This window comes from Pseudonocardia tropica (assembly GCF_040105315.1).
Taxonomy (GTDB): Bacteria; Actinomycetota; Actinomycetes; order Mycobacteriales; family Pseudonocardiaceae; genus Pseudonocardia; species Pseudonocardia alni.
The window spans coordinates 37887-50686 of sequence record NZ_JBEDNP010000020.1; the positions used below are offsets into that span (position 1 = coordinate 37887).

General features: G+C 76.4%; 12 protein-coding genes. 5 read left to right on the plus strand and 7 right to left on the minus strand.

The annotated features are described in order from the left end of the window. Positions 1–163: 163 nt before the first annotated feature. Together WHI96_RS24275 and WHI96_RS24280 are read right to left on the minus strand one after the other, a co-directional pair. Positions 164–1957 carry a lipopolysaccharide biosynthesis protein gene (locus WHI96_RS24275; RefSeq protein ID WP_345643447.1) on the minus strand — a complete coding sequence of 598 codons (1794 nt, stop codon included), beginning with the start codon at positions 1955–1957 and terminating at the stop codon, positions 164–166. Between the two features lie 49 nt (positions 1958–2006). Next, positions 2007–3200 carry a hypothetical protein gene (locus WHI96_RS24280; RefSeq protein WP_345643449.1) on the minus strand — a complete coding sequence of 398 codons (1194 nt, stop codon included), beginning with the start codon at positions 3198–3200 and terminating at the stop codon, positions 2007–2009. 177 nt (positions 3201–3377) lie between these two features. Here WHI96_RS24280 and WHI96_RS24285 point away from each other — a divergent pair, with 177 nt between their 5' ends. Continuing rightward, complete coding sequence (locus WHI96_RS24285; protein WP_345643451.1) at positions 3378–4607, plus strand: amidohydrolase; 1230 nt, start codon at positions 3378–3380, stop codon at positions 4605–4607. Between the two features lie 6 nt (positions 4608–4613). Here WHI96_RS24285 and WHI96_RS24290 read toward each other — a convergent pair whose 3' ends face one another. Then, positions 4614–5513, minus strand: a complete 900-nt coding sequence (locus tag WHI96_RS24290) for a serine hydrolase (protein WP_345643453.1) — start codon at positions 5511–5513, stop codon at positions 4614–4616. Continuing rightward, a complete protein-coding gene (locus WHI96_RS24295) occupies positions 5510–6379 on the minus strand; it encodes a LysR family transcriptional regulator (RefSeq protein ID WP_345643455.1) in 870 nt (289 codons plus the stop codon). The genes WHI96_RS24290 and WHI96_RS24295 overlap by 4 nt, the downstream gene beginning before the upstream one ends. A gap of 83 nt (positions 6380–6462) precedes the next feature. Here WHI96_RS24295 and bla point away from each other — a divergent pair, with 83 nt between their 5' ends. Beyond that, positions 6463–7368: a class A beta-lactamase gene (bla, locus tag WHI96_RS24300; RefSeq protein ID WP_345643458.1), complete on the plus strand. Its 906-nt coding sequence runs from the start codon at positions 6463–6465 to the stop codon at positions 7366–7368. Positions 7369–7378: 10 nt separating this feature from the next. Here bla and WHI96_RS24305 read toward each other — a convergent pair whose 3' ends face one another. Beyond that, entirely contained in the window at positions 7379–8185 is an 807-nt protein-coding gene (locus WHI96_RS24305; protein ID WP_345643461.1) for an SGNH/GDSL hydrolase family protein, read from the minus strand. Between the two features lie 324 nt (positions 8186–8509). Here WHI96_RS24305 and WHI96_RS24310 point away from each other — a divergent pair, with 324 nt between their 5' ends. Beyond that, positions 8510–8797 (plus strand): DUF1540 domain-containing protein, encoded by a 288-nt coding sequence (locus WHI96_RS24310; RefSeq protein ID WP_062399966.1) that lies wholly within the window; start codon positions 8510–8512, stop codon positions 8795–8797. Here WHI96_RS24310 and WHI96_RS24315 read toward each other — a convergent pair. Next, positions 8782–9198 carry a hypothetical protein gene (locus tag WHI96_RS24315; protein ID WP_345643465.1) on the minus strand — a complete coding sequence of 139 codons (417 nt, stop codon included), beginning with the start codon at positions 9196–9198 and terminating at the stop codon, positions 8782–8784. The two genes, WHI96_RS24310 and WHI96_RS24315, sit on opposite strands and share 16 nt — an antisense overlap. Before the next feature lie 149 nt (positions 9199–9347). Here WHI96_RS24315 and WHI96_RS24320 point away from each other — a divergent pair, with 149 nt between their 5' ends. Next, complete coding sequence (locus tag WHI96_RS24320; RefSeq protein WP_345643468.1) at positions 9348–9578, plus strand: acyl-CoA dehydrogenase family protein; 231 nt, start codon at positions 9348–9350, stop codon at positions 9576–9578. Between the two features lie 4 nt (positions 9579–9582). Here WHI96_RS24320 and WHI96_RS24325 read toward each other — a convergent pair whose 3' ends face one another. Then, positions 9583–10968: a glycosyltransferase family 2 protein gene (locus WHI96_RS24325; protein WP_349302447.1), complete on the minus strand. Its 1386-nt coding sequence runs from the start codon at positions 10966–10968 to the stop codon at positions 9583–9585. Positions 10969–11175: 207 nt separating this feature from the next. Here WHI96_RS24325 and WHI96_RS24330 point away from each other — a divergent pair, with 207 nt between their 5' ends. Further along, entirely contained in the window at positions 11176–12717 is a 1542-nt protein-coding gene (locus WHI96_RS24330) for a SulP family inorganic anion transporter (RefSeq protein WP_345646842.1), read from the plus strand. Positions 12718–12800 lie beyond the last annotated feature (83 nt).

Sequence of the window (12800 nt, forward strand, 5' to 3'; positions counted from 1 at the left end):
TCCCGGGATCTCCGGGACGCGGTCGAACATCGAGACTTCCGTCGGCGGGGGGCGGGCACAACCCGGCGCGACGACGGGTGCCCGGCCTCACTCCGCCGGTGCGGCGGCCGCGCACGCGTACGGTGGTCCCGGACGTCGCCCCGCGCCGGCACAGGCCGCCGGCTCAGCGACGGTCGGCCGGGTGCCCCACGGCGCGGGGTGCGTCCCCGCGACCGACGGCGGGCAGCTGCACGGTGGCGTCGTCGGGGAGGCGACGGTGGCCCCCGGTCACCGCCGGACCGGCGCCGACGGGACCACGGGCGGCGCTGTCGTGCCCGCCGGGGCCACCGGTGACCACCGGCGACCCGGTGGGTGCGTCCGGGGCGGCGGGGCCACGCGGCACGCCGCCCCCGCGCAGGCTGCGCAGCACCGCCAGCTCGGCGGCGAACCGGCCGCGCAGCACGACCAGCGTCCCGACCGACGCGATCCCGCCGGCCAGGGCCGCGGCGGCCAGGGTCACCAGGTCGATCCCGAGCGGGCGGACCAGCAGGGCCACGCCCCAGGTCGCGGCCACGGTCAGCACCAGCGCCGGGACGTGCCTGAGGTACATCCGCAGCACCGCGCCCATCAGACCGGGCGAGACCCGCGCGGAGAACTGCAGCATCACCAGGAAGTGGACGACGATCGCCAGCGACGCCCCGGCCGCCACGCCGACCAGGCCCCACAGCAGCCCGCCGGTCACGGTGAGCACGACGACGTAGCCGGCGTAGAACCACTGCCGCCAGGCCGCCCGGTAGACGGCGCCGGTGGCCCTGGTCAGCGAGGTGCTGATCTTGTACGAGGTGCGCGGCAGCAGGACCAGCGCGAACAGCTGCACCAGCGGCACGACGGCGCCCCACTGCGCCCCGAGCAGCACCCGGACGACCTCGGGGGCGAGCACGCAGAGCAGCACCGCGGCCGGGGCGGTGACCAGCGCGACGAGGCTCGCGCTGCGCACGTAGGCGGCGCGCAGGCGGGTGCCGTCGTCGCGGACCCGGGCCATCGCCGGGAACAGTGCCTTGTCGGCGGCGCCGCCGATGATGTTCGCGGGTTCGGAGAGCAGGTTGTAGGCGCGGCCGTAGACACCGAGCGGGCCGGTGCCCAGCGCGTTGGCGACGACGAGCTTGTCGGCGTTGAGCGCGAACCAGTTGCCGAGCTGGGCGATGGAGAACCCGGCGCCGTAGCCGAGCAGCGGCCGCAGCCGGCCCCAGCTCGCGGTGGGTCCCTCGGGGCGCAACCGCGGCCGGGTCAGCGCGAGGTAGCCGGCGCACTTGGCGACGGCGGCGGCGATCTCGCCGAACGCGAGCGCGGAGGCGCCGAACCCGGCCGCGGCCAGGGCGACGCCGACCCCGATCAGCGCCGGGCCCGCCGCGAGCAGGTCGACCGTGGCCATCGAGCGGAACCGCAGGTCGCGCTGGAGCAGGCCGAGCGGGGTCGCCGAGGCCCCGGCGAACAGCAGCGCGATCGACAGCAGCGGCAGCAGCGCGGAGTCGGCCGGGAGCCCGACGAGCGGGCTGATCACCGGCGAGCCGAGGGCCAGCACCGCGGCGAACACCGCCGCGACCAGCACCGAGAACCAGAACGCCGCCGTCACGTCGCGGTCGTCGAGGTCCTTGCGGTGCACCAGGGAGGCGGCGACCCCGAGCTGGGTCACCAGCTGGGTCAGCCCGACGATCAGCAGCGCGGCCGCGGCCGCACCGAACTCCTCCGGGGTGAGCAGCCGGGCCAGCGCGACGGTCGCGCCGATCTGCAGCACCGCCTGTCCGACGGTGCCGGTGAACGCCCACGCGAACCCGCGCGCGGTCCGCGCGGTCAGCGACGACCCGGACGATGCCGACCGACCCGTCCCACCCGGGCCGGACGCCGGTGCGGGCTCCGGGGGGACGGGCCGCAGCGGCCGGGTCGGGTCGTCGGGCAGGTCGCCACCGGGTCCGGTCACGCGGGTCCTCCGGTCGTCGGGGCGGGTCGGCGCGTCGGGGAGCGCGTCGTCAGTGCCGCTTCCCGCGGAGTGCGGGATGCAACCGTCCGACGGTACCGAGGGCGCTGAACCAGGCGAGCTGGGTGGCTCCGCTGTGCGCGGCCTCGCCGCGGCGGGGGTCGGCGAGCAGCCGGGCGCGGCGCATCCCGGAGATCGCCGGGTGGAACACCGAGTTCCCGACCCCACGGGTCAGCACCAGGTCGGGCAGCCCCTCGACCGAGGTGCGGTAGGCCGGCGGCACGCCGCGCAGGCTCCAGCAGTCCGACCACGCCGGCGGCTCGCCCGGGTAGTCGAGGACGAACTCCAGGTCGAGGACCTTGAGCCCGGCGCGCTCGTCCCACACGAGGTTGTGCGGGGACAGGTCGAGGACGAAGCGGCCGCGCTCGTGCAGGTCGCGGCAGAACCGCAGCAGCGTCCGCACGACCTCCGGGCGCAGCTGGGCGAGCTCGCCGGGCAGCCGGCGGACGACGTGCCGGCCGGTGTCGCCGTAGAACGGGGTGAGCAGCCAGTTCGGGCCGTGCTCGAGCAGCTCCGGGACCTCGGGCAGGTCGCCGAGGTCGAGGCGGGCGCGCAGCTCGCGGTCGTAGGCCTCGTGCGCCCCCGGCCGGAACACCTTGCACACCGACGGCCCGTGCACCGGGTGGTGGACCAGTGCGACGCGGGCGCGGAACCCGGGCGAGGTGCCGCCGAGCATCCGCACGACCGGGAAGGGCATCGCGCAGCGGTGGCCGAGGTCCTCGACCGGTCCCGCGATGCGGTGCAGGATCCCCGGGTCGCCGAGCGCGTCGAGCAGGGCGAGGGCGTGCTCCGGCGACGACGACGCCTGTACCGGCAGGTAGTGGTCCCGCGGCGGGACGCGGCGCAGGACCCGCTTGTCGGTGTAGTCCAGGACGGCGAGGACCCGGTCGGCGACCGCCCGCACGCCCGACGTCCCGACCGGGGCGACGACGTCGCAGGCGACGATCAGGGCGTACGGCGCGCCCGCCGGGACCGGGCGCGGCGACGGGGCGGGCAGCGCACCGCGGACCCGGGCGACCTGCGCGTCGTCCAGGACGACGACGTCGAGGATCTCCAGACCGCGGGCGACACCGGCGACGGCCTCGTCGAGCAGGGGCGCCGCCGCCGACCGCACGACGAACACGGCCAGACCGCGCCAGCGGTCCGTCGCGGCCCGTGCGGTGGGCCGGACCTGCTCGAGGGTCACCGGCTCGTCCCGAAAGGTTGCGCCATGAGCGAATGATAGGACTTCCTGAACAAGCGGTTAACCCGACCGGTCCTACGGTTGTCGTCCGGATGGCGGTTCCACCGGTCCGTGTGACGGCATCGGAGGGACCTCGTCCGGGCCAGCCGGGCCCGGCACCTGCCGCCTAGGTTCACTCGTGTGAGCAGCGCCGAACTCGCCGACCTGTACCGCGACCTGCACCGTCACCCCGAGCTGTCCTTCGCCGAGACCCGCACCGCGGGCATCGCCGCGGCCCGGCTGCGCGACGCCGGCTACGACCTCACCGAGGGGGTCGGACGCACCGGTGTGGTCGGGGTCCTCCGCAACGGTGACGGCCCGACCGCGCTGCTGCGGGCCGACATGGACGCGCTGCCGGTCGCCGAGGAGACCGGCCTGGACTACGCCAGCACCGTCCGCGCCACCGGCCGCGACGGGGAGGAGACCGCCGTCGCCCACGCCTGCGGGCACGACGTGCACGTCACCTGCCTGGTGGGTGCCGCCGCCGAGCTGGCCGCCGCCCGCGACACCTGGCGGGGCACGCTGCTGGTGGTGTTCCAGCCCGCCGAGGAGTTCGGCGCCGGCGCCGACGCGATGCTCGACGACGGTCTGTTCGCCCGCTTCGGCACCCCGGACGTCGTGCTGGGCCAGCACGTCGCGCCGCTGCCCGCGGGGCTGCTGGCCCTCGCCGCCGGCCCGGCGTTCGCGGGCAGCGACACCGTGCGGGTGACGCTGCACGGCTCCGGCGGGCACGGCTCGCGCCCGGAGACGACGGTCGACCCGGTGCTGCTCGCCGCCGCGACGGTGCTGCGCCTGCACACCGTCGTGCCGCGGGAGGTGGCCGCGACCGAGACCGCCGTGCTCAGCGTCGGCATGCTGCGGGCGGGCACGAAGGAGAACGTCATCCCCGACTCCGCCGAGCTGGGCCTGACCGTGCGGTCCTACACCCGGGAGGTCCGGGACCGGGTGCTCGCCGGGATCGAGCGCACCGTGCGCGGCGAGGCCGCGGCCTCCGGGGCGCCGACCGACCCCGAGGTCCGGCTGCTGGAGTCCTTCCCGCCGGTCGTCAACGACGCCGACGCCGCGGAGCGCACCCGGGCCGCGCTGGCCGCGGTCACCCCGCTCCCGGTCGTCGACCCGGGGCCGGTCACCGGCAGCGAGGACGTGGGCCGCTTCGCCGTCGCCGCCGGGGCGCCGTGCGTGTACTGGCTGCTCGGCGGGGCCGACCCGGCCGCGTTCGAGGGCGCGGGCACCGTCGCCGAGATCCGGGAGCGGACCGCGTCACTGCCGTCGAACCACTCCCCCCGCTACGCGCCGGTGGTCGAGCCGACGCTGTCGGTCGGTGTCGCGGCGCTGGTCGCGGCGGCGCGGGAGTGGCTGCCGGCCGGCTGACCGGGGTCAGAGGGCGGGGGCGCGCAGCGCGTGCACCGCGACCCGCGCGGCGGTCCCGATCGCCGCGTCCGCACGCGGGACGGCGGCGTCGCTGCGCGCGGCGTGGGTGTAGACGGCGACGGCGACCGGGTGCTCCCCCGGGTAGGTCACCACGCCGACCTCGTTGCGGACCGCGCCGACCGTGCCGGTCTTGCCCGCCACCGCCGCGGCCGCGGGGAACCCGGCGCGCAGCCGGTGCGGCCAGATCTGGGCGCCGAGCACCCGGCGGGCGAACGCGGTGGACCCGTCCGAGGCGAGCTCGCCGCGCCACAGCAGCCCGAGCAGCTCGGTGGTGTCCGCCGCCGTGGTGGAGGAGCCGTAGACCGGGCTGAGGGCGCGGGTCCGCACCGGCACGTCGTTGTCGGCGAGCACCCCGAAGGCCGCGGCGACGTCGTCGGTGCCGGTGTCGGCGAGCAGGTCGGCGAACACGTCGTCGGTGCCGCCCCGGATCCGGGTGCCGGTGAGCCCCAGCTCGGCGGGCAGCGCGGCCACCCGGTCGCGCCCCACCCGGGTGTGGACGACGTCGGCCGCGGCGTTGTCCGAGGCCGTCACCATCGAGGTGACCAGGTCGCGCCAGCTCATCGTGACCGGGTCGGCCAACGCGGAGATCCCGGTGATCCCGGGCGTGCGCCGCACCGGGACGACGACGGGCTCGCGCGGGTCGATCGTGCCGGCGTCGACCGCCCGGCAGTACGCGACCAGCACGAACACCTTGTAGACCGAGGCCATCACGACCGGCACGTGCGCGCCGACGCCGACCTCGCGCGCCGTCGGGCGGGTCCCGTCGCCGGTGACCGGGCGGGCGTGCAGCCAGCCGCGCACCCCGGCGTCACGGAACACCGCGCGGACATCGGCGGCCGGGGTCACGCACCCTCCCGCAGCGCGTCGGCGAGCGCCCCGACCAGGCCGTCCGGGACGCCGTCGCGGTGCACCACCCGGACCCGGTAGGGCACCGGCTCGCCCGCCACCGGCCTGCGGACCACGCCGTCGCCGGCGAGGTCGGGATCGGCGGTGAGGAGGAACGCGGCACCGGTGGCGACCAGCGCCAGCGCCTCCGCCGGGGACGCCGCGTCGGCCGGGCCGGCCGGGCACCCGCGGGCGTCGAGGGTGTCGAGCAGCAGGTCGTGGGCGGCCGGGGCGTGCGCCCGCGGCGCCGTGGCCGGCGCCGTCCCGCGCAGGGTGCGCAGCACCACCGGTCCCGGCCCGGCCGCGGCGGGGTGGCCTGCGGGCAGCAGGACCGCGGTCGGCAGCGCGACGACCGGCCCGGCCCGCGCCGACTCCAGCACCGTCGGGTGCGCGACGACGGCGACGTCCACCGTCCCGTCCGACACCGCGTCGACCAGCGCGACGGTGGCCGCCACGGTGGGCGCGACCCGCAGGCCGGTCGCGGCGGCGGCGCGGACCGCCAGCCGGGCGGTGGCGGCCGGGCCGAGGTCGGCGACGACGCCGAGCCGCAGCACCCGGGCCGCCTCCGCGTGCCGGGCGGCGGCCCGGCCGAGCGCCTCGGCGTCCTCCAGCAGGGCACGGGCGCGGGGCAGCAGGTCGCGACCGGCCGCCGTCGGGGAGACGCCGCCGGGTCCGCGGTCGAACAGCGGGGTGCCGAGCCGGGCCTCCAGCCGTCGCAGCCCCTGGGACAGCGGCGGCTGCGTCATGTCGAGCCGGGCGGCGGCCCGCCCGAAGTGCCGCTCCTCGGCGACGGCGACGAAGAACGTCAGGTGCCGCAGCAGGTCCACCGGCTCGCCCCATATCGAACGGCTATCACACGCGAAGGACGATCGTATTCGCGCTATCGGTTCGGATGCGACACGGTGCGCCCATGAGGATCACCCGTCGCTCCCTGCTCCTGGCCGGTGCCGCACTGGGCGGCGCCGCGCTGACCGGCTGCGCACCGGCCGCACCCGCGGCGCCCGCCCCGGCGGGCCCGGGCACCGGGCCGGCGCCGATCCCCGCGATGGCCGACGTCGAGCGCGAGTACGCCCGCACGATCGGGGTGCACGTGCTCGACACCGGCACCGGTGCGGCGGCCGGGCACCGCGACGGCGACCGCTTCCTGATGTGCTCGGTGAGCAAGGCACTGATGGCCGGGTTCGTGCTGCACCGCTCGCTGTCCGCGCCCGGCCTGCTCGACCGCCCGGTCCGCTACGGGCGCGCGGACCTGCTGGAGTACGCGCCCGTCACCACCCGGAACCTGGCGACGGGGATGACGGTGGCACAGCTGTGCGAGGCCGCCGTCACCGTCTCGGACAACACCGCGCACAACCTGCTGCTGCGCGAGGTCGGCTCTCCCGCCGAGCTGACCGCGTGGCTGCGCACGACCGGGGACACCGTCACCCGGTCCGACCGGGCCGAGACCGCGCTGAACGACCGCGACGGCGAGCGCGACACCTCGACCCCGGCCGCGCTGGCGTCCACGCTGCGCACGCTGGTCCTCGGCGACGCGCTGCCGCCCGCGCAGCGTGACCGGCTGACCGGCTGGCTGCGGGCGAACACCACCGGCGACCGGCAGATCCGCGCGGCGGTCCCGGCCGGCTGGACCGTCGGCGACAAGACCGGCTCCGGGCCGCTCGGGGAGCGCAACGACTCCGGGGTGCTGTACCCGCCGGACGGCGCACCGCTGGTCCTGACGGTCCTCACGGTCCCGGCCGACCCGGCCGACAGGGCGCGCGGGGAGGCCGCGGTCGCCGCCGCGGCCCGGGCGGCGATCGCCGCGCTGCGCGGCTGAGCGTGCCGGGTCAGATCCGGGCCAGCACCGCCCGCAGGATCGCGACCTGCCCGATCGGGCTGGGGTGCAGGCCGTCGTCCTCCCAGAAGTCGGGCCGGATCGGCATCCGGGACAGGTCGACCGCATCCGGGTCGACCTCCCGGACCGTCGCGACGAGCCCGGGGACGTCGGCCGGGTCCCACCACTCGCCGGTGAGCTCGCGGGTGGCGGCCACCCGTCCGGGGTCGACCGGCGGCGGGACGACGAACCGCACCCGGGCGCCGCTCTCGGTCTCCAGCAGCAGGCGCAGCGCCCGCAGGTTCCGTGCCGTCTCGCTGATCGACACCATCCGGATCCCGGTGGTCGCGCCCTCCCGGCGGATGTCGTTGGTGCCCAGCATGACCAGCACCCGGGTCGGCACCCGGGAGACCAGGACCGGGCCGAGCGCGAGCGCCTCGGAGCTGGTCCGGCCGGAGAGCGCGAGCACCTCGACCGAGGCCTCCGGTTCGACCATCGGGACCAGCTCGGCGAACAGCCGTGCCCAGCTCAGGCGGTCGGCGGACAGGGAGTCGCCGACGACCACGATCCGCTCGCCGGGGCGCAGCGCCATGCGGTGCAGGCCGTCCGCGACCGGCGGCTCGTTCCGCAGTGCCCGCGCCGCGGCGCGGACCCGCCCGGCGAGCCCGGCCCGCACCCCGGCGACGGCCGACGTGTCCAGGCCCGCGGTCGTCGCGAGCAGCCGGTCGATCGACTCCTCCTGCACCCCGAACGCCGCGAACGCCGGCCAGGCGGTCAGGTCGGCGAACCGGATGAGCCGGCCCATCAGGTCCTCGTCCACGTCGCCTCCCTCTCCGCCCGGGTCCACCGGGTCCGGCGGGGGGATCATCGCCCACCGCCGGTCGGCGGCCGCGCACGGCTCCGGCATCGCCCTCGTACCCGGCGGGCCCCGCACGACGGACGGGTGTCGTCACCGGCCGGCCACCTCCGTGACCGCCGTGGATCACCCGTCCGACGGGCGCGCAATGTGATTCGCGACACATGCGCACCGCGTTTGCCGCACCGACCGCCCAGGTGGAGGGCGCAAATGAGGCGGCCCGCACCCCCGGTCAGGCGAGCCTGTGTTGCCTGGCGCGCACCGCCCGACCCCGACAACCTGAGCGCCATGACCACGGCCCAGGACATGCCCCAGGTTCAGCAGTGCTCCGCCACCAGCTGCTCCTACAACTCCGACTCCAGCTGCGGCGCGGGGGCGATCACGATCTCCGGTGAGCACGCCCACTGCGGCACCTTCGTCGAGATCTCGTTCCGCGGCGGCAGCGGCAACGGTCTCGTCGGTGCCTGCCACCGTTCGGACTGTCGGTTCAACGAGAAGCTCGAGTGCACCGCGTCGTCGGTGAACATCGGCGCGGGAGCCGACGCCGCCGACTGCCTCACCTACGAGGCCAAGTAGGCCAGCTCCTCCGCCCGGACCTCGCCACGCTCGTCGACGCGCAGCGCGCCGTCGGCGACGGCGAGGGCCGCGACGGGGTCGATGTCGTCGACGAGGACGGCGACCCCGTCCGCAGCGACCGCCCGCAGCGCGGACAGCACCGTGCTGCGGTCCTGCGCGTCGAGACCGTCGGTCAGGCGGTCGGCGAGGACCATCGCGGTGGGGCCCCGGCGGGCCGCGTCGACGGTGGCCAGCCGGTCCGCCGCCGACTCGGTCGCGCGGGCTCCCAGCCTGCGGACCACGGCGTCGTGCCCGTCGGCACACCGGCCGCTCGCGTCGTCCAGCCGGTTCATCGTGCGGCGGCGCTGCACCGACGGCCCGAGCAGCACCGTGATGCTGCCGGTCGGCAGACGCAGAGACATGGAAGCCCTCCCTCACCGGTACTGAGGCGAGGCTAACCGACGACCGCGGTCAGGTGAAGGTTCTGCGGTAGGTCTCACGCAACTCGCGCTGAGCGGATGATCCTGGCCGGGCTCGTGCTCGGGCCGGCGCGGCGCAGTCCGGCCGCCCCGTGGGGAGCTTCCAGGCGATGCGCCACCGCATCACCGACAACGCCACCGAGCCGGCGGCCACCGGGCTCGCCGAGCACCTGTCCCGGGAGGGGATGCAGATGCTCGGCGGCTACGGCTACGCCACCGAGTACGGCATGGAGCGGCTGCTCCGCCAGGGCGTCGTCCCGACGGCGTACGACGGGACCAGCGAGATCCAGCGCGACGTCATCGGGAAGTCCTACGGGCCGTAGCGGCTCAGGCCGCGGAGTTCCGGGCGAGCTCCGCGACCCCGCGGTCGTCGGCGGCCTCGGCCTGCCGGTCGGGACGCGGGGCCGGGACGGCCGACGGGCCGACGGGGGCGCCGGCCCCGGCCCGGACCCGCGCGGCCTCGGCGGCGCGGCGGATGTGCGCCGGGACGAGCGCCGAGCGCGCGGGCAGCAGCATCGGCGGCACCGCGCCACCGTTGCGCCGCACCTCGCGGGACCGCTGCAGGTAGGCCCAGCCGCCGCGGGCGATCCGCCCGCCGCGATCCAGCAGCCCGCTGTCGGGCATCGCGTCGCCGGCCCCGGCCTCGCGGTCGGAGATGTGGCGCAGCCGGGCGACGGCCGCCGGGAGCCGGCGCAGCGCGACCGACCGGCCCTGCGGGGACAGCGCCACCTTGGCCAGGAAGCTGCCCAGTCCGACGGCGTAGCCCTCCATCTGCTTGCGCAGCGCGGCCTGGTCGGGGCGGTGGTGGTGCCACAGGTAGGCGCCCGGGGCGTAGCCGAGCACGTGGCCGGCCAGGATCATGCGGACGAGGAACTCGCAGTCCTCGCCGCCGTGGGTGGGGGTGCCCGGGCCCATGGCCTCGTCGAAGCCGCCGACGGCGCGGGCGGCCCCGGCGCGCACGGCGAGGTTCGCGCCGATGCCGAACAGCCCGGGGGCGAACGGGAAGATCGGGGAGTCCGCGGGGGGTTCGGCGAGGGTGAACCGGCGCGGGGTGAAGCCCTTGTTCCAGGCCAGGGCGACGTCGGCGGCGCGCTCCTCGGGGCTGCCCAGGCGGGCGGCGAGCACCGGGCCGGAGACGCAGGCGAGCTCGGGGTCGGTGGCGAAGGCGCCGGCGATGCGCGAGGCCCAGGCGGGGTCGACCTCGGTGTCGTCGTCGGTGAAGGCGACGATCTCGGTGCGGGCCTCGGCCAGACCCCGGTTGCGCCCGACCGACGCGCCCCGGCGGGGCTCGCGGACGTAGCGGACCCGGTCGGAGCCCGCGGCCCGCACGGCCAGCTCGGTCCGCTCGTCGTCCGGGTCGTTGTCGACGACGACGACCGACAGCGCCGGGTGGTCGGAGGCGAGCACCGCGCGCAGGCAGCGGGCCAGCGACTCGGGCCGGTTGCGGGTCGCGATCACCACCGTCACCGGGTCGGCCGCGGACGGCGCGACGGCGACGGTGCCGGCCGCGGGCAGCGCGGCGACGGCGAGCGCGAGCTCCGCGGCGGTCGCACGCCCGGCGCGCAGCGGCACGGTGACCTGACCCTGCGGGGTGCCACCGACGGTGACCAGCAGCCGTGCGGCGGCGAACCGCCGGTCGACCTCGAGGTCGCGGGCCGGGGTGAGCCGGTCGAGCTCACCCACCCAGGTCGGAACGTCGGGAGTCATCGCCATGGACCCCATCGTGCTCACCGTCGCTGTGACGACGCTGAGATCGACCTGTGGGACAACGGAGTGTGGGGCGCACCACCCCGAACGGGTTCCGGGCATCGCACCGCCGACCCTCCCGTCACGTGAGGGTACGGTCTGGCCGTTCGCGCGCTCCCGCCGTCGTGGTCCGCGGCCCCGCCCCTCCCCCGACGTGAAAGCGACCGTCGTATCGTGCTCCGCTCCGCCCTGCCCGACCTCGCCACGCTGCGTGCGCGCTGGACACCCCGCCTGGTGCGCACCGAGGTGCTCGCCGGACTCGTCGTCGCGCTCGCCCTGATCCCCGAGGCCATCGCGTTCTCGATCATCGCCGGGGTGGACCCCCGGGTCGGCCTGTACGCCTCGTTCACGATGGCCGTGGTCATCGCGGTCTGCGGTGGGCGACCCGCGATGATCTCGGCCGCGACCGGCGCGATCGCGCTGGTCGTGGCCCCGCTGTCGCGGGAGTACGGCGTCGAGTACCTGTTCGCCGCGGTCGTGCTGGGCGGAGTGCTGCAGATCGCGCTGGCCGCCGCCGGCGTCGCGCGGCTGATGCGCTTCCTGCCACGCAGCGTGATGGTCGGCTTCGTCAACGCACTCGCGATCCTGATCTTCACCTCGCAGGTGCCCCAGCTGGTCGGCGTGCCCTGGGCGGTCTACCCGCTGGTCGCCGTGGGCCTGGTGGTCATCGTCGGGCTGCCGCGGCCGACCCGCGTCGTCCCGGCACCGCTGGTCGCCATCGTCGGGCTGACCGTGGTCACGGTGACGGCCGCGGTCGCCGTGCCGACCGTCGGCGACCAGGGCGCGCTGCCGGACACGGTGCCGCTCCCGCACCTCCCCGCGGTGCCGCTGACGTGGGAGACGCTGCGGATCGTCGCGCCGTACGCGCTCGGCGTCGCCCTGGTCGGGCTGATCGAGTCGCTGATGACCGCGCGCCTGGTCGACGACATCACGCAGACCGGCTCGGACACGACCCGCGAGTCGTGGGGCCAGGGCGTCGCGAACATCGTCACCGGCTTCACCGGCGGCATGGGCGGCTGCGCGATGATCGGCCAGACGATGATCAACGTGAAGGCGTCCGGGGCCCGGACCCGGCTGTCCACGTTCCTCGCGGGCTCGTTCCTGCTGGTCCTCGTGGTCGCCCTCGGCGACGTCGTCGCGCTGGTCCCGATGGCCGCCCTGGTCGCGGTGATGGTCATGGTGTCGGTCGGGACGTTCGACTGGCACAGCATCCGCCCGGCGACGCTGCGCCGGATGCCGCGCAGCGAGACGGCGGTGATGCTGACGACCGTCGTGGTCACCGTCGGCACCCACAACCTGGCCTTCGGCGTGGGCGCCGGCGTGCTCGTCGCCTCGGTGCTGTTCGCGAACCGGGTGTCACGGCTGGTCCGGGTGGACCGCACCCTCGGCGACGGCGGGGCGGTCGTCTACCGCGTCACCGGCCAGCTGTTCTTCGCCTCCAGCAGCGAGCTGGGCACGGCGTTCGCCCCCGACGCGGACCCGGCGGAGGTGACCGTCGACCTGTCCGGCGCGCACGTGTGGGACGCCTCGACCGTCGCCGTCCTCGACGACCTGCGGCGCCGCTACGCGCGGTCCGGCCGCACGCTCGTCGTCACCGGGATGAACGACGACAGCCGCGACCGCCACGAGCGGCTCGCCGGACACCTGGGCGGCGATCACCGACCACCGGGGCCTAGGGCGTGTCTCCTAACTCGGCCGCTCGGGACTGCGCGATGATCATCAGGTGTCGCGTCGCGCGGTCCTGACCGATGCCCAGTGGGCCAGGCTCGAGCCGTTGTTGCCCTCGTCGGACGGTATGC

Excerpts from the sequence above, each read along its gene's own strand:
- bla (WP_345643458.1), top strand. The coding sequence starts at position 6,463 with ATGAGGATCACCCGTCGCTCCCTGCTCCTGGCCGGTGCCGCACTGGGC.
- WHI96_RS24310 (WP_062399966.1), top strand. The coding sequence starts at position 8,510 with ATGACCACGGCCCAGGACATGCCCCAGGTTCAGCAGTGCTCCGCCACC.
- WHI96_RS24315 (WP_345643465.1), bottom strand. The coding sequence starts at position 9,198 with ATGTCTCTGCGTCTGCCGACCGGCAGCATCACGGTGCTGCTCGGGCCG.
- WHI96_RS24325 (WP_349302447.1), bottom strand. The coding sequence starts at position 10,968 with ATGGCGATGACTCCCGACGTTCCGACCTGGGTGGGTGAGCTCGACCGG.